General features: G+C 48.1%; 20 protein-coding genes. 3 read left to right on the top strand and 17 right to left on the bottom strand.

What is annotated here, in order from left to right; genetic code table 11:
- Positions 1–89: 89 nt before the first annotated feature.
- From DWY57_RS18040 to DWY57_RS17975, 14 genes are all read right to left on the bottom strand, one after another.
- Positions 90–926, bottom strand: a complete 837-nt coding sequence (locus tag DWY57_RS18040) for a hypothetical protein (RefSeq protein ID WP_243634719.1) — start codon at positions 924–926, stop codon at positions 90–92.
- A 12-nt stretch (positions 927–938) separates the two neighbouring features.
- A complete protein-coding gene (locus DWY57_RS18035) occupies positions 939–1,931 on the bottom strand; it encodes a thioredoxin domain-containing protein (protein WP_117599973.1) in 993 nt (330 codons plus the stop codon).
- Between the two features lie 4 nt (positions 1,932–1,935).
- Complete coding sequence (locus tag DWY57_RS18030) at positions 1,936–2,721, bottom strand: hypothetical protein (protein WP_227187013.1); 786 nt, start codon at positions 2,719–2,721, stop codon at positions 1,936–1,938.
- A gap of 6 nt (positions 2,722–2,727) precedes the next feature.
- Positions 2,728–2,919 carry a hypothetical protein gene (locus DWY57_RS21430; RefSeq protein ID WP_227187015.1) on the bottom strand — a complete coding sequence of 64 codons (192 nt, stop codon included), beginning with the start codon at positions 2,917–2,919 and terminating at the stop codon, positions 2,728–2,730.
- An 18-nt stretch (positions 2,920–2,937) separates the two neighbouring features.
- Positions 2,938–3,279, bottom strand: coding sequence for a DUF3244 domain-containing protein (locus tag DWY57_RS18025; RefSeq protein ID WP_227204128.1), 342 nt, complete (start codon positions 3,277–3,279; stop codon positions 2,938–2,940).
- A gap of 177 nt (positions 3,280–3,456) precedes the next feature.
- Complete coding sequence (locus DWY57_RS18020; protein WP_117599954.1) at positions 3,457–5,091, bottom strand: tetratricopeptide repeat protein; 1,635 nt, start codon at positions 5,089–5,091, stop codon at positions 3,457–3,459.
- A 270-nt stretch (positions 5,092–5,361) separates the two neighbouring features.
- Positions 5,362–6,654 (bottom strand): methionine adenosyltransferase, encoded by a 1,293-nt coding sequence (metK, locus tag DWY57_RS18010; protein ID WP_025834620.1) that lies wholly within the window; start codon positions 6,652–6,654, stop codon positions 5,362–5,364.
- Positions 6,655–6,954: 300 nt separating this feature from the next.
- Positions 6,955–7,431: a 2-amino-4-hydroxy-6-hydroxymethyldihydropteridine diphosphokinase gene (gene folK, locus DWY57_RS18005; protein ID WP_117599952.1), complete on the bottom strand. Its 477-nt coding sequence runs from the start codon at positions 7,429–7,431 to the stop codon at positions 6,955–6,957.
- Positions 7,432–7,433: 2 nt separating this feature from the next.
- A complete protein-coding gene (gene queA / locus DWY57_RS18000; protein WP_005825296.1) occupies positions 7,434–8,492 on the bottom strand; it encodes a tRNA preQ1(34) S-adenosylmethionine ribosyltransferase-isomerase QueA in 1,059 nt (352 codons plus the stop codon).
- Positions 8,493–8,615: 123 nt separating this feature from the next.
- Positions 8,616–9,323: a tRNA pseudouridine(55) synthase TruB gene (gene truB, locus DWY57_RS17995; protein WP_117599951.1), complete on the bottom strand. Its 708-nt coding sequence runs from the start codon at positions 9,321–9,323 to the stop codon at positions 8,616–8,618.
- Between the two features lie 115 nt (positions 9,324–9,438).
- Complete coding sequence (locus DWY57_RS17990; protein ID WP_117599950.1) at positions 9,439–10,230, bottom strand: undecaprenyl-diphosphate phosphatase; 792 nt, start codon at positions 10,228–10,230, stop codon at positions 9,439–9,441.
- A 46-nt stretch (positions 10,231–10,276) separates the two neighbouring features.
- Positions 10,277–10,519, bottom strand: a complete 243-nt coding sequence (locus DWY57_RS17985) for a DUF3098 domain-containing protein (protein ID WP_117599949.1) — start codon at positions 10,517–10,519, stop codon at positions 10,277–10,279.
- A gap of 84 nt (positions 10,520–10,603) precedes the next feature.
- Positions 10,604–11,479, bottom strand: coding sequence for a permease-like cell division protein FtsX (locus tag DWY57_RS17980; RefSeq protein ID WP_005833998.1), 876 nt, complete (start codon positions 11,477–11,479; stop codon positions 10,604–10,606).
- A gap of 82 nt (positions 11,480–11,561) precedes the next feature.
- Entirely contained in the window at positions 11,562–12,461 is a 900-nt protein-coding gene (locus DWY57_RS17975; protein ID WP_005833996.1) for a class I SAM-dependent methyltransferase, read from the bottom strand.
- 372 nt (positions 12,462–12,833) lie between these two features.
- Between DWY57_RS17975 and DWY57_RS17970 the strand changes: the two genes are divergently transcribed.
- Positions 12,834–13,337, top strand: coding sequence for a DUF3836 domain-containing protein (locus DWY57_RS17970; protein ID WP_005833994.1), 504 nt, complete (start codon positions 12,834–12,836; stop codon positions 13,335–13,337).
- Between the two features lie 98 nt (positions 13,338–13,435).
- On the opposite strand, the gene miaB is transcribed toward DWY57_RS17970, so the two are convergent.
- On the bottom strand, positions 13,436–14,809 hold the full coding sequence (miaB, locus tag DWY57_RS17965) for a tRNA (N6-isopentenyl adenosine(37)-C2)-methylthiotransferase MiaB (RefSeq protein WP_117599948.1): 1,374 nt from the start codon (positions 14,807–14,809) through the stop codon (positions 13,436–13,438).
- 393 nt (positions 14,810–15,202) lie between these two features.
- Here miaB and DWY57_RS17960 point away from each other — a divergent pair, with 393 nt between their 5' ends.
- Both DWY57_RS17960 and DWY57_RS17955 read left to right on the top strand, forming a co-directional pair.
- On the top strand, positions 15,203–15,583 hold the full coding sequence (locus tag DWY57_RS17960) for a hypothetical protein (RefSeq protein ID WP_117599947.1): 381 nt from the start codon (positions 15,203–15,205) through the stop codon (positions 15,581–15,583).
- An 85-nt stretch (positions 15,584–15,668) separates the two neighbouring features.
- The gene (locus DWY57_RS17955) at positions 15,669–17,165 is read left to right on the top strand and encodes an acetyl-CoA hydrolase/transferase family protein (protein ID WP_117599946.1); all 1,497 of its coding nucleotides are present in this window, start codon (positions 15,669–15,671) and stop codon (positions 17,163–17,165) included.
- 432 nt (positions 17,166–17,597) lie between these two features.
- On the opposite strand, the gene DWY57_RS17950 is transcribed toward DWY57_RS17955, so the two are convergent.
- Positions 17,598–19,004: a TolC family protein gene (locus tag DWY57_RS17950; protein WP_119962193.1), complete on the bottom strand. Its 1,407-nt coding sequence runs from the start codon at positions 19,002–19,004 to the stop codon at positions 17,598–17,600.
- A 29-nt stretch (positions 19,005–19,033) separates the two neighbouring features.
- Positions 19,034–22,213: an efflux RND transporter permease subunit gene (locus DWY57_RS17945; protein ID WP_117599944.1), complete on the bottom strand. Its 3,180-nt coding sequence runs from the start codon at positions 22,211–22,213 to the stop codon at positions 19,034–19,036.
- Positions 22,214–22,227: the final 14 nt, after the last annotated feature.

Below are 22,227 nucleotides of genomic sequence, written 5' to 3'. Positions count from 1 at the left end.
CGCCGCTTATATTGCTGCCCACCGATGACGGTGCAGGTGTATAAGCGCCACCATCCGACCGGAACTGGCGTATCATCTGGTCGAAAACGTCATAACAACTCTTGGATATGGTCTGAGCCCCATACATATACAGAATCTCCCATGGGATAATCCCAACCCGGAGGATAACCCAGAGGATTTTCTCCGTCGTCAATCAGAAAATCAACCACATTCTCTTCAAGATACTCATCGCTCAAGATAGAATACTCCCAAAAGGTATTGGAGCCCAACAAAGAGTGAGGGCGCGAAAAAGAAAAATGCTTGTAAGTACGCGAATATAACCGGAACAAATAATAGTTATCTACCTCAGACGGATTAGTGAAACTTATACATGGCGCCCACCTGCCTCCTTTTTCATTAAAGTCGAAATATTTCAGCTTCAAATCAGTAATGACAAGTGCAGGCTCCATCTTCTGGACATCGGACTGATAATGCTTACCATCGTGATAAATATCCAATTGATAAGAATGACCTTCTATGCCATAAATTTTGGTAGTGACATACATACCCCTGCCAGAACCATTATCATACATGAGGTTCACTCTTTCGCGAGTATTCTTCTTTAAATGATAATCATAAAAATCATAAAACACTCCACCGTAATCACCATACGGATAAAGCACCTGCATAGTATCTCTGATACCTTCAGTAAGGTCCGTAACAATCATCACAGCATCTTCTATACCCTCATAGGCATAATCTTCAGCCGACATCAATGCCGGTTCCCTCAAAAGAAAGAAATAAGGGGGATTTTCGTTTGTAATTACTCCATTAAATACAATTCCCTCAAGCATAGAATCGGGGATATTGACATCAAACACTTCCTCACAACTTGCAAGCAGGAGAGAAAGGCCGGCCAGAAATGTAATTATAAGGTATCTTACCATCGGCATCAGAGTTTATCTGTTTTGTAATTCTTGGTCTAAGAGTCTAGTCAGTTCCTCATACGAATTTGTGATGTATACTAGTCTGTCATTAATGATAATGGTAGGAGTGGCAAAAAGCCCCCGTTCCATCAACTTATTGATAGCATGGTTTACCTTATCATAATTTGGAGCAGACAACAACTCTTGTTTATATGCTTCTAAGTCTAAACCCAAATTTGTGGCTATATTAAAAATAAAAGATGAATCTACCAAAGCTTCGTGTTCAAAAATAGCATCGTGGAACTCCCAGAATTTACCATACCTGGAAGCAGCCTCGCACGATAAGGATGCAAGGGTAGGCTCATCAGCAAAATTGATGAATCCAAACTTTACCCGCTCCTTGTATTTATCATAAATCCGCCTCAATGTCTTTTCAAAATCAACACAACGTTTGCAGTCAAAGTCGGAAGCAACAATGAAAGTTGTAGCAGCATTCAGATTGCCCCTATAGCGCACGTTCAAATCACCAACAACACATTTGGGCTGTTTAGGAGGATAAAGGTATCTTTTAACTTGCGCCTTATTATACAATGAATCTGCCAAATGCTGAATGATAGCTGCACGAATATCATTCTTCACAGAAATAGTTCCTTCAATACTTTCTGAAGAAATCTTGTTTAATCTCTCCCTTGAATGGAGAATTCGCTCATTTACAGAACCATACACCGCAAGCAGGCTGTCTTCTTTAATGCTCATCACCTTTTCTATATAGTCATTCAAAAAAGTCTCGAAAGTTTTTCCTGCAACGGTGGCTTCTTGCTCTATCAACTTTTGTTTAATCAAGTCTTCCAAAGCCTTCATCTTTATCTCATAAGCCGTATTAAGCAAATCAAAAGTCTCTTGGGTAGTTAATTGAGACAGCTCGGAAGAATAAACTTTATGTCCATTCACTTCTGCCACAATGCTCTTGTCCCAGTTGGAACAAGAGCATAAAAGAAGTAAACAGCAAAATATTTGATATTTCATATTATTACGGTCTTGGTATAGGGGTTCCAAAATTAGGATGGAATATATTATTCAATGCAAAACCTTTGTTTGTGTTTAATAAAACATAATATCTTGTGTTGTCTGTAGCATTAATTCCATACATGCCTTGGTCACCAGACAATTTATCTTTGTATGTATATCCCTTATAGGATTTAAGCCAGTTTTTATTGCTGGAATCTTCGTCATCAACATAAATCATGCCTAAGTCCTCAATAGTATAGGCATAAGCTAAAACTCCATACTTAATAGAATTTCGAGGACCAACTCCAGGAATATAGCCCCATTGATTGCGAGGATAAGGAGGGTAAGCCCAGGCTAATGCTGCATTAGAATTCACGACAGTATACCCTCCAAGCTGATCAATTCTTTGGTATTCAGGATGTGTGCTATCAATTATTTTATTATCAGTATGCTTATCATCACAATCATGATAACGAACAAGTATATCCATTGTACCACCAAACTGACTGTAATTTATATGGTCAACAAGAAAAACTCCTCCAGGATAATATTGAGTTGCTTCCGTCAAGCAGAATTTGAAACGGACATTGCCATTATTATCTACAAACGTATCTCCTACATAACCTTCAATCTTAGAATTCTGTCTTGTATCTTCTGCATCAAGATAAAGTGTCAGTTCTTTATAAGTCCCACATGACTCTACTTTGAACACCCCTACTACATCAGTAGTTCCAGTGTAAGCAGTTCTCATTACTCTTTCTTTAGCAACAGACTGTCTATTCATTAATTCCTGCTCGTACTCATCCATCAAAGCCTAAATAACTTGTTCATCGGCTACAGTCTCAATTTTTGCCGTATCCCCCTCCTCATTAATTGCTCTGGTTGATAGCTCATAATCTTCAGCAGCTTTAGCAAGCTCCGCATCATTTTCCAACAAATCGTAGCTGTTACTGCATGAGTAACAAGCCAGCGCACCTAAAAAGGCGAACAGCAAATGTTTCTTCATTTTTTCTTAAATATAATGTTAGTAAATAAAATCCCCGTATAAAACGGTATCTCCGATAGTAATTTCTAAGCGATACTCTTCTCCTTCATTTAATAAGCCTGCTAAATTTAGTATTATCTCAAAAGTAGAGTATGAATCAGAAAAGATGGTTTCATTAGTAAAAAGGTTGGTAACTGAAACCTTGACATCAGCAAAGCCATTCTGAGAAGTTATCATAATTGATTCTGAATTAGAATCGAATAATGCAGAAGCCTCTAAGATAGCAGAACGTGTTCCTTTACTATTTGTAGTAGAAGAAGCTACAATTTTTTCAAGATCTATCTTTTTCGGTCGTTTCTGAGACATTGCATTTATATTCATACAAGTAAATGCAAATAGACACAATAGTAGTTTTCTTGTTCTCATTATTAATTAAGTTATTAAAAGTTTAATACTGCAAATAACTTAATCTTTTATAAGAAAGCCTACAAAAAAGAGGTAACAGTGGTAACAGAGCAATGTAACAGAAGTAACAAATCCATCATAATACGCTATTTATCAATAGTCAAACATACGATTGAACAGTTCTTCATCAATTTTATTCTTGATACGGCTCTTTCTCGTTTTTATAGCGTCCGAAGAGACATCCAGTATACATAAAACAATAAATTTGGAACAACGGAGCAAAGACAATATACAATAAAGCAAATCATCATTAGTCAAACCGGGATAGTGTTCCTTCAAATCTTTCATGACATCGGCAAAAGTCTTTCTTATATCACTCACCATCACTTGCCTATAAGTATCTGCAATCGAAACCTGCATTTTAGCAGTTGCTTTCTTCAATTCATCAAGTTTTCTACTTCCCTCGGTGGTTCTAAATATAGAAACACAGATACTGAATCGTTCCTCCTCCAATTTGTGTAATTCTGCTACTTTCGTATTAGAAGCTGATTCAGGAATTTCATTCAAAAGCATCACCTCCGCACGGTTTTCCATCAAGCGCTGCTGCAAAGCCATATACTCCTTTTTCCTACGGGCATCACGCCACAGATAAACAATGACCAATACAAACATGAATAACAAAAAAAGAACCGCCAAGCCTGCAACTATCCGTTGATTTCTGACAGACAATTCACGTTTATGAAGTTCTATTAAATGATTATCCATCAGTTCATCAAGTTCTGCACGATAATTCATCATTTGAATGGAGTCATAGAAAAGAATGAAAGAGTCAACATATACAGTAGCATTTTCCCAATCCTTCATTTTTTTATATCCTTCAAACAAATGATTATAAGACGATGTCTTTACATATATATTAGAAGACCTTGCTCCAATTTTCCAATAATAAACAGCAGAATCATTCCGATTTAAGGAATTTAGAATATCCCCCTTTATAGAACAAGCCGATGTATAATCTTCCTCAACGGTCAAATAGGGTAAAGCTTTTGAAAGAGCCGATTCCGCCTCCATATACCGCCCCAACTCATTATAAAGCCCCGCTATGTTTTTATAAATAAGGGATAAACACTCATTGTCTTGCAGCGAGGATGCAATTTTTAAAGCTTGTTGATAGTAACAAAGCGCACTATCCAATTGATATTCCAACAAAAAGGTATTTCCAATATCTCTTAATGCATAAAAAGAACGTGCAGAATCCTTCACTGCACATAAATTATATCCCTTCCGATACATTTCCCTTGCCGTAGAATGTAAATCTTGCTCATTATAACAGTTCCCCAAATGGCTGTACAGCATCGCCACGAATATAGAGTCTTTCTTTGGCATCAGTTCCAGCGACTTCAGATAGAGGCTTATCGCCTTCGGAAACTCTTTATTTTCCATATAGACACATCCCCAATAGAAATATGCTTGCGCCAGCCGTTCCTGCTTTCCGCCTCCTTCGTAATAGTCTACCGCTATCTGTATCAGCGAATCGTTCTCCAGCAGCACACAACTCTTGTATCGGGCTTGCGTCAGCAGCAACGCATACAAGGCGCGTTCTTCTCCCCGCAACTCGCGGGAATCCGGTATCTGTTCCAACACCAGCAAAGCACTGTCGGGATTGCTCCACATCATGGAATCTGCTGCCACGAGCATGGAACGTGCAGAAGTGACTTCCTCCTTGCACGACTGGCACAGCACAGAAGTTACTAAAAAGAAGGAAAAAGCAAGCAAAAGGTATCTCATAGGCAGCCCTATATTCGTTGTTGTTCACAAAGGTACACTATTTAGAGGAGATTACTGTACACATTCCATGCACATTTTGCAGGTAAGCTACGAATGCAATGGCAAAATTGCTTGTAAAATAAGGAAAAGAGAGAAGAAGAATCGCTTGTTGATAAACCACCATGCCCCCGTGACGAGCAAAAACACGAAAGCCACCTCTTCTGCATATACCGATATTCCGGAGATGCAGAAGGGCAGCCTTCTATATAAATAGCCGTAAAGCTATGCTGATTATAAACCGAATGCGGCTTTCACCTTGTCCACATAGTCCAGCTTCTCCCAGGTGAAGAGTTCCACTTCAATGTCCTTGTTGCCTTCGTAGCGGCTCTTGAAATGCTTGACGATGGTCTGCGGCTCGCGGCCCATGTGTCCGTAGGCGGCAGTCTCCTGATAGATGGGGTTGCGCAGTTTCAGGCGGTCTTCTATTGCCTTGGGGCGAAGGTCGAACAGCTCGTCAATCTTACGGGCAATCTCACCGTCGCTCATATTGACGTGGCTGCGGCCATAAGTATCTACGAAAATATTGATGGGGCGTGCCACACCGATGGCGTAACTTACCTGCACCAGCATTTCGTCGGCAACGCCGGCAGCTACCAGATTCTTGGCAATGTGGCGGGCTGCATAAGCTGCGCTGCGGTCTACCTTAGAGGGGTCCTTTCCGGAGAAAGCGCCGCCGCCGTGGGCACCCTTGCCACCGTAGGTATCTACGATAATCTTGCGTCCCGTCAGCCCGGTGTCACCGTGAGGACCACCGATTACGAACTTGCCCGTGGGGTTGACGTGGTATGTGATATGGTCGTTGAACAGTGCCAGCACCTTTTCATGATGGATGGAAGCAATGACACGCGGCATCAGAATCTCGATTACATCCCGGCGGATTTGGGCGAGCATTTCCTCGTCGGCCTTCAGCTGGGCGGCATCACTGTCGTCGGCAGGCTGGACGAAGTCGTCGTGCTGAGTGGAGACTACGATGGTGTCGATGCGTACCGGCGTGCCGTTGTCATCATATTCGATGGTAACCTGGCTCTTGGCGTCGGGACGGAGGTAGGTCATCACCTTGCCTTCGCGACGGACATCTGCCAGCACTTGCAGGATGCGGTGTGCAAGGTCCAGTGAAAGCGGCATGTAATTCTCCGTTTCGTTGGTGGCGTAGCCGAACATCATTCCCTGGTCTCCGGCACCTTGTTCCATGGGGTCCTGTCGCTCCACGCCGCGGTTGATGTCGGGGCTCTGCTCGTGGATGGCGCTCAGCACGCCGCACGAATTGCTCTCGAACATATACTCGCCTTTGGTATAGCCGATTTTCTTGATTACTTCGCGTGCGATGAGAGGCATGTCAACGTACGCTTTGGTTTTCACTTCTCCAGCCAGCACTACCTGACCGGTAGTAACCAGAGTTTCGCAAGCTACTTTCGAACTGGGGTCGTAGGCCAACAGTTTGTCAAGCACAGCGTCCGATATTTGGTCGGCCACTTTGTCGGGGTGTCCTTCAGACACCGATTCGGATGTGAATAAATATCCCATTTCAGTTGAGAATTGATAGTTGATAATTGATAATTCAACGAATGGCGGAAGGAGGTGTGTGGAGTAGATGCATCCGGCACACAAACGTGCCGTCAGAAAAGGATGTGTTTTAGCATTTTTTTCTGTGGTTGCAAGCTACTCAAATCTCTCCACATATCGTTTTCGGGCGCAAAGATAGTGCAAACCGAACGCAGAACAAAATGAACTTGTTCATTTTTTATGCTGAGGTGCAGCCTATCTTCGCCTTTCGGGGGCAAAGATAAAAAAGAAATCTTGTATCTGCGCTACAGATAGCAGAGATTAACACTGATTTTGCAACAATTCCCCGATTGTCTTTCCCAATACCGGGTGCACCACGCCTGAAGCAATCTCCACCAACGGCTCCATCACGAAACGGCGTTCCTGCATCAGCGGATGAGGAAGTTTCAGTTCGGGAGTATCCAGCAAAACGGGAGTACCGTCATCGGCAAAACAAAGCAGCAGGTCGATGTCTATCACACGGTCGCTATACACTGCATTGACAGACTTATGCGTACGCCCCATCTCCCGCTCGATTTCCTGCGTCGTTTGCAACACCTCCAAAGGTGCCAAAGCAGTGTCTACGCAGAGTGCGGCATTCAGAAAAGTATTATCGGAAGAAAAGCCCCACGGGGCAGTAGCATAAAAAGCAGATAGGGAAATCACTTCCCCTATCTGCTTTCTTATCTTTTGGACGGCCATGCGGAGGTTCTGCTCCTTATCGCCGAGATTGGTACCAAGACTGAAATAAACAACCATAATTACCGGTCTGTAATCAGCATCGCATCTCCATACGTACCAAAGCGGTACTCTTCCTTCAATGCCACATTGTATGCCTCCATCACCTGCTCGTAACCGCCGAAAGCGGCAACAATCATCAGCAGGGTACTGAGCGGCATGTGGAAGTTGGATATCATGGCATTGGCCACGGTAAAGTCGTACGGCGGGAAGATGAACTTGTTGGTCCAACCCTCGTATTCCTTCAAATGTCCGTCGGTGCTGACGGTGCTCTCGATGGCACGCATCACGGTGGTACCTACGGCACAGACTTGGCGGTTCAGGTCTTTGGCATGGTTCACAATCCGTACGGCTTCCTCGTTCACAATCATCTGCTCGGAGTCTGTCTTGTGCTTGGTAAGGTCTTCCACATCAATGTCTCGGAAGTTACCCAAGCCAGCATGCAGGGTGATGTAGGCAAAGTCAATACCCTTGATTTCCATACGCTTCATCAGCTCGCGGCTGAAGTGCAGGCTGGCGGTAGGCGCCGTAACAGCTCCTTCGTTGCGTGCAAAAATAGACTGGAAACGTTCGGCATCGTCCGGCTCTACGGGACGGTTGATGATGCTGTGGGGCAGCGGCGTTTCGCCCAGCGCATAGAGCGCCTTCTTGAACTCATCGTGAGGACCGTCGTAAAGGAAACGAAGCGTACGCCCGCGCGAAGTGGTGTTGTCGATAACCTCAGCCACCATGGAGTCGTCGTCACCGAAGTAGAGCTTGTTGCCGATACGTATTTTACGGGCAGGGTCCACCAGTACATCCCACAACCGGAGCTCTTCGTTCAACTCACGCAACAAGAACACTTCAATACGCGCACCGGTCTTTTCCTTGTTGCCGTACAGACGGGCAGGGAAAACCTTGGTGTCGTTGAAGATAAACACATCTTTGTCATCAAAATAGTCCAGAACATCCTTGAACATCTTGTGCTCAATCTCACCCGTCTTACGGTGCAACACCAGCAGACGTGACTCGTCTCTGTACTTCGTGGGGTGCAAAGCTATCTTCTCTTCGGGAAGCTTGAATTTGAATTGCGACAGTTTCATAATTAGTTATGAGTTATAAGTTATTTATTATTTATATCAGTCTGTTTTAGTTATAAGAGGGTATGAGTTATCCGGCAGTATGCTACACTTCATAGCAAATAACTTATAACTCATAACTTATAACTAAATATCTATCTCCTGCGCATCTATCCACTCTTTGAAATCGAGGGGATTGAGGCAGTCCACCAGCCGAACATCGCCTACACGGGTACGCTCCAAGGCGGTGAGGTGGGCACCGCTCTGCAAGGCTTCACCGATGTCACGTGCCAAAGCGCGAATATAGGTTCCTTTACTACATACTACGCGTACTTTTATCCACGGTTCGGCAATGCCCAGTCCGTCGTCCAGCAGCTCTATCTCGTCGATGACGAGCAACTTGGGTTTCAGCTCTACCTCCTCTCCCTTGCGGGCAAGGTCGTAGGCACGTTTCCCGTTCACCATACATGCCGAGAAGGCGGGAGGCACCTGCTGTATCTCGCCGACAAACTTCTTCAGCGTCTCTTCCACCAGCTCACGGGTGATGTGCTCCGTGGGATAGGTGGCATCTATCTCATGTTCCAGGTCGTAAGAGGGAGTGGTGGCACCCAACCGGATGGTGGCAACGTACTCCTTCGTGTGATACTGGAATTCCTCAATCCGTTTCGTGGCCTTGCCCGTACAGACTATCATCACCCCCGTAGCAAGCGGGTCGAGGGTACCGGCATGGCCTACTTTCAACTTCTTCTCCTTTATCCGCCGGCAGATGTGGTAACGCGCATGTCCCACAACCTTGAACGATGTCCATCCCAGCGGTTTATTGAAATAGAGGACTTCTCCTTCTTTAAAATTCATTGGCCTCTCCCCTAACCCCTCCCCGGTAGGGAGGGGGATAAAATGGTACAACTTAATATTTTTCTCTTATTGATTTCCGGAGTAATCAGTCTTTCCCCCACACAAGGAGGGGACTTTAGCTTAATATGAGCGTTATGACACCGGCTATCGCGCAATAGATGGCAAAATAAATCAGCTTGCCCTTCTTCACGATATTTATCATCCACTTGCAGGCCAGGCAGCCCGAAACAAAAGCAGCCAGGAAACCTACCACCAGCGAAAGCGTCGGAATATCCCCTGCAACCGCCTCACCTTTCATCATCTTCATCCCATCCAGCAGTGCCTCACCCAGGATGGGAGGTATCACCATCAAGAAAGAGAACTGTGCCAGCTTCGCCTTGTTGTCGCCCAGTAACAGACCAGTTGCAATGGTGCTGCCCGAACGGGAAAGCCCCGGAAGCACCGCGCATGCTTGTGCCAGACCGATGATAAAGGCATCCTTCATGCAGATGTTCTCCTTCTGCTTCGGCTTATAATAATAGGAGAAAGACAGCAGCAGAGCTGTCAGCAGCAGGCAGCAGCCCACAACGAGCAGTCCCGAACCGAAAATGGCCTCTACTTCGTCCTTGAAAAATACCCCCACAATGCCGATAGGTATCATGGATACCAGTATATTGATGACGTAACGTGTCTCCTCGTTCATCTGCCACTTGAACAGTCCCTTGAAAATCCAGTCAATCTCTTTCCAGAGTATCACCAGCGTACTGAACACCGTAGCCACATGTACCACTATCGTAAAAGCAAGATTCTCCTCTCCCTCAATGCCGAACAATGCCGAACCGATGGCAAGATGTCCGCTACTGCTCACCGGCAGATATTCGGTCAGTCCTTGAATAAGCCCAAGGATAAGCGCTTCAAACCATTCCACTGTTATGAATTATAAGTTATAAGTTATTAGGGTGTAAGGGATTGGGTTACTGCTCCCCCGCGCCGCTGCCTTTAGGCTTGCGCAGCACGGCATATATCATGAACACAAACCCCAGCAGGCAAACCACCGGAGCCACCTTGATGCGTCTCACACTAAAAATGTCCGGCTCAAAGGTCGTCGGGGTAGACGCGGGACCGGTCATCAGAAGAAAACCAATGATAACCACCGCCATTCCGATGCCAAGCAGGATAAAATTGGTCTTATCAAAAGCGAATTTCTCTTTACTCATCTATACATTTACAATTTAACTATTTACAATTTACAATCTAACGTACCGTGCCAACAGTACTTTCTCTCTATGCACTTCAAGGCGTCAAATATAATACAGCGTGCTTGCCTTCATCCTCAGATATTTGTTGATGGAAAGCAAAGCGCACAGCCACGTAATAAGTACACCGAACACCAGCACGGCACCCGACACCAGCACCATCACCTCGGGCGTAATCACCTTGACCAACTCCGGTTCGTAGGACACCAGCCAATAGGCGGCTCCCCACAGAATGCTGTCGGCTATGAAAGCGGCCAGCACACCTATCCAGAAATTGCGCCGCAGAAACGGACGACGGATGAATGCCCAGCTTGCCCCCACCAGCTTCATGGTGTGGATAAGGAAACGCTTGGAATATATAGCCAGACGGATGGTGTTGTTTATCAGCGCAAAGGAGATAAACGTCAGTATCACAGCCAGCCCCAGAAGCATCAGGCTGATGTTCCTTATATTATCGTTCACGGCATCTATCAAGTCTTTCTGGTAGAGCACTTCCTGGATGTTGGTATTCTTTTTAATCAGTTTCTCTATTTTGGCGATGCTGTCCGAATTGGCATAGTCGGAATGCAGCTTGATTTCGATGGAGGCAGTGAAAGGATTGTAGCCAAGGAACTCTTGCGGGTCCGTACCCATCGCCTCAGTCTGCTCGCGGAGTGCCTGCTTCTTGGAAATGTACTCCGTCTGCTTCACAAAAGCCTCCTTGTCCAGCCTCTTCTGCAGTTTCAGGATGTCGCTCTCCTTCATGTCGTCACTGACAAGCACGGAGAAACTGATGTTCTCCTTGACGTACACGGAAAGATTATGAGCCGCGAGCACAAAGAATACGACCAGCCCCAACAGCAGCAACACCAGCGTCGTACTGATGCTGGACGTAATGAACTGCATGTCAAAATAGGATACCGAGTTATTCTTTCCTTTCATTATATCAATTATAAGTTACGAGTTACAAGCTACAAGTTATGTAAATCAGTCGCTATTAATCATTAATCCCTAATCCCTTTTCTCACCCTTTCTTCCTGAACACGTAAATCATGGAACTGCTGCGTTCCTTCTTCACCAACGCGCTGAACCAGGCCAGTGTACCGGTCACCATTCCCCGCAGGAAAGTACACGAGTGCCTCATGTGCTTTTCCGTCAGCATGGACACGTAGAAAGCATCGAACGGCATGGGATGCCGCTCTGCCATGATGAAGCCATGCTTGGAACCGAATTGCTGGATGGTGCCCGGTGTGAAGTGCCACAAATGGCGGGGCACATCGTAGGCAGCCCAGTAAGCCCCGTATTTCTTTGCATCGAAGGAAGAGCAGTTGGGCACAGCTACAATCAGCACCCCTTTTTCAGTCAGCAGGGAGTGCAGGGTTTCCCACGTTTCGTTAAGGGGTTCCAGATGTTCCATGACATGCCATAGGGTGATGACGTCGAAACTGCCCGGTGCAAAATCTTTCAATGCCGTATGGGGTTTCACATCCAGATTGAAGTGTTCTTTGGCAAAGGCACGCGCCTGCGCACTCTTTTCCACAGCTTCCACCTGCCAGCCGCGACGCTGCATGGCATCGGCAAAGTAACCGGTCCCCGTACCCAAATCCAGCAGACGGCCCTCCTTGCGGTGTGCTTCACGGACCACAAGACGTGCCTTGCGTCCCAGCATATAGTTGCGCACCCAGTGGTACACGGAGTTCATCGCCCCCTTGCGGGTATCGGTATGTGAAATGTAATCAGGAGTTTCGTAGTAACGACCGATTTCAGCCTCCACGGGAAAGTCTTGCGTGAAAAGGAAACCGCAATCCCGGCAGCGGCACAAGTGGAACATTTCGCCCGAGGCATAATGGTCTACACATGTCAGGGCACGCTCCAAATGCGTTCCACCACATAACGGACAAGCTTTTATAGTGAGTTTATTCATCGAACGTTCTGCCAATAAGGAAGTGCAGCCCAAATGAAACAGACCACACTATACCTAAATTTGGTGCAAAATAACAAATAAAAAGTGATTTATAGGGCTTCCATTAAGGAGATTTAAGAAAACAAACGCTTACTCCGGCCAGCCGGCGGAACGAATGACCGACTGTTCGATATTAAGCGGACAACTGTCCGATAATGAACAGTTTTCGAAAGCATTTATTCATTGATTATCAACAACTTAAATATTTGGCATGGGAATTGACTATAATTAGGCGAAGGCGTTTGAGAAAAAGATTAGTTGAAATGCAACCTTTTAATCGGGAACAACGTCTAAAAGAAACAGAGTAAGTAACAACAATTAAAAATAAAGATTATGAAAACTACAAATTTATTCAAGGCAGTCGCATTCGTAGCAATGACTATCGTAAGCGTTATGAATACAGAAGTGAAAGCTCAGGAAAACAACTTCATCACCAATGAAGAAGTGAAAAACGAATTAGTAGTTGCCAAGACCATCTTTAAGCAAGACGGCGCACAACTTTACCGGCACATCCGTTATGAATACTCTTATGACGACCAGAAACGCCTGACCTGCAAGGAAGCCTCCAAGTGGGACGGTGCAAAAGATGAATGGATACCTTACTTTAAAATGACATACCAATATGGCAATGATGAAATCACCATGTCCTACGCACGTTGGAACGAGTCTCACAAGGCTTATGACAAAGACATGAAGAAAAGTGTGTATGAATTGAACGATGAAAACATGCCGGTAGCTTACAAACTCTACAACCAGGACGTTCCAAAGTCCGAATTGACCCTGGTAAGCTACAACAAGACCGACTACGTAGCGAATATTCTGGCCATGACAGAATAAAATTTAAAGTTTATAATATGGAAAAGCACGGACCGTGAGGTTCGTGCTTTTATTTTTATACCGATAGTGTCATCGAGACTGTACTCTGTCATATCCCATCAGCCAGCTACCTCTTCTCCTTTCAGCGTAGCCGAACTGGATTCGGTAACCTTCACCATCACAAAATCGCCCACACGGTGCGTGCCACGGTCAAACACCACCACACGGTTCTGTTCTGTACGGCCGAACAACTGGTCGCGGCTGCGTTTGGAAACACCTTCCACCAGCACCTCGTACGTCTTGCCCACGCAACGGGCATTCGCCTCGGCAGAGAGACGGTTTTGCAAGGCGATGATTTCATTCAAACGGCGAATCTTCACCTCCTCGGGCACATCGTCCGGCAGGTGCTTGGAAGCATGCGTACCGGGGCGTTCGCTGTACTTGAACATGAAGGCGGAATCGTATCCGCACTCCTCCATCAGCGAGAGGGAAAGCTGGTGGTCCTCCTCCGTCTCACTATGGAAACCGGAGAATATATCCGTAGACAAGCCACAATCGGGGATGATGCGGCGGATGGCTGCCACGCGGTCCATATACCACTCGCGGTCGTACTTGCGGTTCATCAGCTTCAGGATGCGGCTGCTCCCACTCTGCACCGGCAGGTGGATGTGCTTGCATACGTTGGGCATGTCGGCGATGACCTGGAGAGTTTCGTCGCTCATGTCTTTAGGGTGCGAGGTGGTGAAACGGATACGTACGCCCGGCGCTGCCTCTGCCACAGTGCGCAGCAGCATTGGGAAGGTAACCGTCTCTCCGTCCGGCTTCTCGAAGCGGTAGGAATTGACGTTCTGTCCCAGCAGGGTAACTTCCTTGTAACCCTTTGCCACGAGGTCGGCCACTTCATTGAGGATGCTTTCCACATCACGGCTGCGCTCGCGGCCACGGGTGTAGGGAACGATGCAGTAGGTACAGAAATTGTTGCAACCACGCATAATGGACACGAAGCCGGAGATGTGGTTTCCGCAGATGCGCGAGGGAATGACATCCCGATAGGTCTCTGTAGTGGAAAGCTCCACGTTGATGGCTTTCTCACCGGCCTCTACCGAGGCAATCAGTTCGGGCAGAGTAAGATAGGCATCCGGTCCCACCACCAAGTCCACATGATGGTTGGTGATTAAGTCGTCCTTCACACGCTCTGCCATACAGCCCAGCACACCCACTATCAAGCCGCGTTTCTTCTTCTTAAGCGAATGGAAGAATTCCAGACGGTTCAGAATCTTCTGCTCCGCATTGTCGCGGATAGAGCAGGTATTCATAAACACCGCATCGGCTTCCTCCAGGGTGTCGGCCACCGAATATCCCGCCATCTGCATGACGGATGCAATCACTTCACTGTCGGCCACATTCATCTGGCAGCCGTAAGTCTCGATAAACAACTTCTTGTTGTCATCAGCAGTTGCAGATTTAAAGTCTGCTCCCGTTACTTTTTCCATAATCAATTCGTTTAAAATCAGTTTATATCATAAGTTGGTATCTGTCATTCGGAGCGCAAAGATACTTCTTCCCTCCCAATAAACGGATGAAATGAAAGAAAAATGCCATTACAAGTTGTCAATCTGCGCCTTATCAGCTAATTAATGTTAAGAGAATAAACATTTTCCGAGTGTTAATTTGGCATAGAGCAAATTAATTCACAAATTTGTGGAATGAAAGAAACATTAGATTTTTTCATAGTTAAGGTTTAGGTTAAAAAAATTAAGGGGAGCTGTGAAGCTGCCCTTTTTTATTACCAATTCCTTGGCTGTAATCAGATTAAATAATAACTTTGCCCAAAAGCAAAGATAAGAGATAATTGCACTATCTTTGGGTGGAAAATCAAAAAGAATATGGAAGATGTCTTCAAGTTTCTGTTAGTTGCGGCTGTCATAGTAATCGGACTCGTCAAGCAGTTTAAGAAAGAAGCAGATAAAAACGCTGACAAGAGTCCCGACATACCTATGCCCGACGTCGACAACCCACTGCCCGAATACTGGGGCGAAGACACTTACGGAGGCTTTATTCCCGAAGGCCCCAAACCGACAGAAAAGCCCAAGCCGGTATCCAAACCGTCTGCCAAATCCAAGCACACTTCCATAAAGGCTTCCCCTCCCTCCCCGGCATCCCGTCCGCAGGAATCTGATGAAGCAATGTCCGAATACGGCATCCACTCGGCAGAAGAAGCGAGGAAAGCCATTATCTGGTCAGAAATACTTCAACGAAAATATTAAAGAACGGATAGTTTACAGTCGATAATTGCAGAACCAATTACGAGCCCCTTCAGAATCTTTACACGAAAAAATAACTATTTATATTATGGCACTCAATTACATTTCGGCAGCAGAAGCTGCGAGCCTCATCAAACATGGCTACAACATCGGCTTGAGCGGATTTACCCCCGCAGGAACAGCCAAAGCCGTTACGGCTGAATTAGCAAAAATCGCGGAAGCAGAACATGCAAAAGGAAACCCGTTCCAGATAGGTATCTTCACCGGTGCTTCTACCGGAGATTCCTGCGACGGTATCCTTTCACGCGCTAAAGCTATCCGCTACCGTGCTCCTTACACCACCAACGCCGATTTCCGCAAAGCCGTGAACAACGGTGAAATAGCCTACAACGACATCCACCTTTCACAGATGGCTCAGGAAGTCCGTTACGGTTTCATGGGAAAAGTGAATGTTGCCATCATCGAGGCATGCGAGGTTACTCCCGACGGTAAAATCTACCTGACGGCAGCCGGCGGTATCGCTCCGACTGTCTGCCGCCTGGCCGACCAGATTATCGTGGAACTGAATGCCGCCCACAGCAAGAGTGCCATGGGTCTGCACGACGTCTACGAACCCCTAGACCCTCCTTACCGCCGCGAAATCCCCATTTACAAGCCGAGCGACCGTATCGGCCTGCCCTACATCCAGGTAGACCCGAAAAAGATTGTCGGCGTAGTGGAGACCAACTGGCCAGACGAGGCACGTTCGTTTGCCGCCGCCGACCCGCTGACCGACAAAATCGGGCAGAACGTGGCCGACTTCCTTGCCGCCGACATGAAACGCGGAATCATTCCGCCTACCTTCCTGCCGTTACAATCCGGTGTGGGCAACATTGCCAATGCCGTACTGGGCGCTTTGGGACGTGACAAGACCATCCCTGCTTTTGAAATGTACACAGAAGTTATCCAGAACTCCGTTATCGGACTTATCCGCGAAGGCCGCGTGAAATTCGGCAGCGCCTGCTCACTGACCGTAACGAACGACTGTCTGGAAGGTATCTACCAGGATATGGACTTCTTCCGCGACAAACTGGTGCTCCGTCCGTCGGAAATCTCTAACAGCCCGGAAGTGGTGCGCCGACTCGGTATCATCTCCATCAACACTGCCATCGAAGCCGACATCTACGGCAACGTGAACTCCACGCACATCGGCGGAACCAAGATGATGAACGGCATCGGCGGAAGCGGTGACTTCACCCGCAATGCCTATATCTCCATCTTCACTTGTCCGTCCGTTGCCAAGGAAGGTAAAATCTCGGCTATCGTGCCGATGGTTTCGCACATAGACCACACGGAACACGATGTCAATATCATCATCACCGAACAAGGTGTGGCCGACCTCCGCGGCAAGAGTCCGAAAGAGCGTGCACAAGCCATCATCGAAAACTGTGTCCATCCGGACTACAAGAACATACTGTGGGATTACCTGAAGCTGACCGACGGCAAATCACAAACTCCCCACGCTCTGCGCGCCGCACTGGCTATGCACGCTGAGCTGGCCAAAAGTGGAGACATGAAGAATGTAGACTGGGCACAGTATAAATAAACTGCTCCCTAAAAAGGCGGAGAGAAACCGCCCGAAAGATATGCCGCGTTGCATGTATATTTCCGGTTTGCTGGATCTATATATGCAACGCGTTGCATATATAGATGGAACACGCTGCATCTATAGGTCCAACAACAAGCTATTTCAGTACCTACTACATCCCTGCATCAATTCCTGGCAAAACCTCCTTCTTACCGGTAAACTCACTATCTTTTGCTTCAGTTTCCTTTTCAGTTTCTTCAATCGATCTCTCACCGAGCCAACGCTTATCGTTCGCATTGAGTGAAAAACTGCAATAATTTGTCCAGAGAAATACTTGCCTCCATTTGATCCCTCCTATTCATTGAAAACGGGCTGTCCTGGAATCACTTCCCGGACAGCCCTTCCTTCACTTTTAAAATGAAGATGCAGAGAGAGTAGTATGATGACACTCTATTCCTGACCTCCCCCTAACGCCTTGTAGAGGTTAATCAGGCTTTGTATTTCAGAAAACCGGTTTGCCGTCTGTGCCAGTTGTGCGTTGAGCAATGTCTGCCGGGCGGTAAGCACCTCCAGATAGGTGGTGTTGCCATGCTCCATCAGCAGGGAAGTGCTGCGGGCAGCTGTCTGCAAGGAAGCTACCTGCTTGTCCAGCAGTTCGCTTTTGGATAGGCTTGTCTGCCAAGCAGTCAAGGCATCGTTCACCTCGCTGCCTGCATTCAGCAATGTCTGCTGGAAGGCAAGGGAAGCCTCCTCCTGCTGGGCACGGGCTATGCGGTACTGTGCAATGACCTGCCCGCGGGCAAAGAGCGGCTGCGTCAGCGAACCCACTGCCGAAGCCAGGAACTTGCCGGGATTCACAATCATTGAACCGGCAGAATTGGTCCAGCCCGCACTCCCGCCCAGCGTGATGGAGGGATAGAAGGCAGAGCGCGCCGCGTTGGTGCCATAGAACGCCGCTTCCAGTGTCCGCTCAGCCGAGCGGACATCAGGACGGCAGGAAAGCATCTGAACAGGAATCCCTATAGAAAAGCCCACAGGGAACTGCTGCTCTGCCAGCACACCGCGCTCGTAATGACGGGGCGTCTCTGCCAGCAACAGCGCAAGGCTGTTCTCCACCTGGTTTATCTGTTCTTCCAAATCAAGCACGGAAGTCTGCACCTGATAGTACGTGGCCTCCATCTGCGACACGGCGGACTCGTTCGCCATGCCCGCATTCATCAGGGCACGGGTGGAAGCAACGGTTTCCCGCCACGTCTCTTCGGTCTGCCTGGAGATGGCAAGCTGCTGGTCCAGCATCAGCAGGGTATAGTAAGTATTGGCTATCCCGGCAATGAGCTGGGTACGCACGGCCTGGCGATAGTCCTGACTCTGCGCATAGAGCGCCTTCGACTGTTTCTTGGCATTGCGCATGCGGCCGAAAATATCCAGCTCCCAACTGGCAGTGACGGGCAGCGAATAGGTCTGTGTAGCCTTGCGGCTGTCAAAGCTGCTCACCGTGCCCTGCGGCGCAAGGGCAAAGGAGGGCAGGAAAGCAAGCTTTGCGGACAGCAGGGTAGCTTCGGCTTCCTCCACGCGGAGCTGTGCCGACTGGTAGTCGGTATTGTTCTGCAACCCTTGTCCGATGAGTGCCTGCAGATGCGGGTCGGTGAAAAGCTCGTGCCAGTCCATGCCGCCCAGGCCAAGGTCCAGGCTGTCTTCGGGAGCCACCGGAGAACCGTCGGTGCTCTCCGTAAAAGTGGCTATTTCTTCCCCGTAGAGGCCGTCGGGGACCTCGGTAGCGGGTTTGTATTTGGTGTACACGCCGCAACTGCTGAACAGCAAACCGGCGGCGGACAATAGGATGATATGTTTCTTCATTGTTCCAATCTGTTTTTATTTTATTTTCCTCAATCTTTCGCCCGTTCTGCCTCACTCTTCTGCTTTTCAAGCAATACCTGCATATCGGCTTCTTCCTCCATTGGCGGACGAACCTTCTCCTGCAAGTACTCAAAGATGATATAGAATACGGGAACCACAAATAGCAATGCCAATGTTCCTACAAGCATACCGCCTACTACACCCGTACCCAGCGAAGAGTTGCCGTTGGCACCCGCACCTCTCGAGAACATCAACGGAAGCATACCGAATATCATCGTCAGCACCGTCATCAGGATAGGACGCAGGCGGACCTGGGCGGCCGAGTAGGCCGATTCCACAATGCCCATTCCCTTGCGGCGCCGCTCGATGGCATACTCCGTAATCAGAATAGCTGTCTTGGCAAGCAGACCAATCAACATAATTACACCCGTCTGCAAATAGATGTTGTTCTCCAAGCCAAGGACTTTGGCAAAGAGGAACGAACCCATCAGCCCGAACGGTACGGAGAAGATGACCGCAAACGGCACCAGGAAGCTCTCGTAGAGACATGCCAGAATGAGATAGATAAGGAAGATACAGATGGCATAAATAAAGACAGTCTGCGCACCACCGGTATTGGCTTCCTCACGTGCCATACCTCCGTACTCGTAACCGTAGCCCAGCGGCAATGTCTGTTCCGCCACTTCCGCAATCACTTTCTGCACTTCACCGGACGAATATCCTTCTGCCGGATTCACGTTGGCAGAGATGGCGCTATACAGATTGAAGCGGTTGGCCGTCTCCGGACCAAGCACCCGATTCAATGTCACAAACTGGCTGACCGGAGCCATCTCCGTACCGTTGCGCACAAACATATTACCCAGTGCCTGTTCGTCCAGACGATATTCGGGCGATGCCTGCATCATGACGCGGTATACCTTACCGAACTGGTTGTAATTGGAGATATAAGCTCCACCGCAATAACTGCCCAACGCGTCGAGCACCACACTCGGCGAAATGCCCGCACGCTTACACTTGGCCGCATCTACATCTACCGATACCTGCGGGAAGTTCATAGCATAAGAGGTATACGCCATAGCCACCTCAGGACGCTGGTTCAGCGCACCCAGGAACTGTATCACTGCCTCGTAGAACGTTGCCATGTCACCGCCCGTTCTGTCCTGGAGGTTCAGCTCTAAGGAGTTACCCATACCGTAGCCCGGAATCATACCCGGCTGGAAGCTGAATATCTGCGCCTCCTTCACACCGTAGAACTGGGCATTGAGGCGTGCCACCACAGCATCGGACGTGTGTTCGCTCCCCTTTCGCTCACCCCAGTCCTTCAGACGGATGATGATGGTGCCGTAGGAAGTTCCCTGACCGGACATCAGCCCGTAGCCTGCCACCTTGGCATAGTGCTCTATCTCTGGTGTGCTCTTCAGAATATCCTCCAACTTGTTCATCACCTTCGTAGTTTCTTCCAGCGTGCTTCCCGGTGAGGTGCTGACGTTCACCATGATGACACCCTGGTCCTCCTGCGGCACAAGCCCTGTCTTGGTGGTGCTCATCAAGTAAACCAGCAATACGACGGTAGCCGCCAATGAAGTCCACACCATCCAGCGGCGGTGGATAAAGAACATCACACCTTTCTTATATTTTCCCAGCACGGCGTTGAACGAAGCATTGTATGCCGCGCGCACCCGTCCGTTGATGCTCTTCGCACTCTTCGTGCCGTCCGACGGACGCATCATGATGGCGCACAAGGCGGGGCAAAGCGTCAATGCCGAAATCATGGAGATGCCCACTGCCGTTGCCATCGTAATGCCGAACTGCGTATAGAACACACCCGAAGTACCACCCATAAACGTCACGGGGATAAACACCGCCATGAACACGCAGGTACAAGAGATGATAGCCATCGTCACATCGCCCATCGCATCCTTCGTGGCAAGGTAGGGAGACTTATATCCGGCGTCGAACTTGGACTGCACCGCCTCCACCACCACGATGGCATCGTCCACCACCGTACCGATGGCAAGCACCAGTGCAAACAGCGTCAGGATATTGAGACTGAACCCCGCAGCCACCAGGCAGGCAAACGTACCGACCAGCGACACGATAATGGAAATGGAGGGTATAAGCGTACTCTTGAAGTCCTGCAGGAAGAAATACACCACCAGAATTACCAGTATAATGGCAATGACCAGTGTCTCCACCACATTGTGTATGGAAGCGAAGAGGAAGTCGTTGGAACTCATCATCGTCACAAATTCCGTCCCTTCGGGCAGGCTCTTCCTCATCTCGTCTATCTGTGCGGTAATCTGCTTGTTGACAGCGGTTGCGTTGGAGCCTGCCGTCTGGAACATCATGAAAAGTACCGCCGGCTTGCTGTCCATCTCACTGCGGAAACTATAGGTCAGCGTACCCAGCTCCACATCCGCCACGTCCTTCAGACGGAGCACGGAACCGTCACTCTGCGAGCGTACCACCGTGTTCTGGAATTCCTCCACACTCTTCAGGCGTCCGCGATACTTCATCGTAAACTGGAACACGTTCTTTGAATTCTCGCCCAGCGAACCGGTAGGCGCTTCGATGTTCTGCTCGCCCAATACGGCGGTCACATCCGAAGGAACCAGTCCATACTGCGCCATCCGTTCCGGTTTCAGCCAGATACGCATGCTGTATGTATCGCCCAGCTCCATTACATCACCCACACCTTCGATACGCTTAATCTGCGGAATCACGTTGATATCGAGGTAATTGGCTAGGAAAGTCTGGTCGTAGCGTCCGTCGGTGCTTACCAAAGCACCGATTTGCAGGAAGCTGGTCTGGCGCTTCTGGGTAGTCACACCGATTTTCGTCACTTCGGCAGGCAGCAGTCCCTGCGCCTTGGATACGCGGTTCTGTACGTTCACCGCAGCCATGTCGGGGTCCGTGCCCTGCTTGAAGTAGACCTGTATGGTGGCAGAACCGGCATTGGTGGCGGTAGAGCTGATGTACATCATGTTCTCCACACCGTTGATACTCTCTTCCAACGGCATGATGACACTGTTCAATACGGCTTCGGCGTCGGCACCGGTGTAGTTGGCACTGACGTACACCGTGGGAGGTGCAATATCAGGATACTGTTCCACCGGCAGCGTAAAGAGCGAGATAAGCCCTATCACCAGAATCAGTACGGAGATGGAGATAGCCATCACCGGCCGCTTTATAAATATATTTCCTTTCATCTTAATGGGTCATT

This window comes from Bacteroides sp. AF25-5LB, assembly GCF_003602965.1.
GTDB lineage: Bacteria > Bacteroidota > Bacteroidia > Bacteroidales > Bacteroidaceae > Bacteroides > Bacteroides uniformis.
This window is presented reverse-complemented; position numbering and strand designations above follow the sequence as displayed.